The sequence below is a fragment of the Desertibacillus haloalkaliphilus genome (assembly GCF_019039105.1).
Classification (GTDB): domain Bacteria; phylum Bacillota; class Bacilli; order Bacillales; family KJ1-10-99; genus Desertibacillus; species Desertibacillus haloalkaliphilus.
This window is the reverse complement of the sequence record NZ_JAHPIV010000333.1, coordinates 1-379: the sequence shown is the minus strand read 5'-3', so window position 1 is coordinate 379 and position 379 is coordinate 1. Positions and strand designations below refer to the sequence as shown.

Here is a 379-nt window from a genome sequence, read left to right as displayed (position 1 = left end):
GTTTTCAAATACGTAAACAGCGTTTCCTGCGTGAGTTTTGGATGAAACTCGACTTGATTAATTGCTGGAATGATGTCCGCATCTTTCAATAATTCGTCTAGATGATGCGGCTGAAAGTTACTCACACCGATGGCTCTGACTTTTCCTTCACGGTATAGCGTTTCAAGCGCGCGCCATGCTTCTTTGTATTTCCCTTCAACTGGCCAGTGAATTAAATACAGATCAAGATAATCAAGCTGAAGTTTTTTCAGGCTGTCTTCGTATGCTTTTAGTGTCGCTTCATATCCTAAATCGGCATTCCACACTTTGGATGTCACAAAGATGTCTTCGCGGCGAAGGCCTGTTTCTGCTAGACCAAGTTGTATGCCTCGTCCAACAC

1 protein-coding gene is annotated in these 379 nt (G+C 43.5%); it reads right to left on the bottom strand.

The genetic code is table 11. From position 1 onward, the window contains the following. A partial coding sequence (locus tag KH400_RS22200) for an aldo/keto reductase (RefSeq protein WP_217228337.1) occupies nt 1–379 on the bottom strand: 379 nt, incomplete at both ends.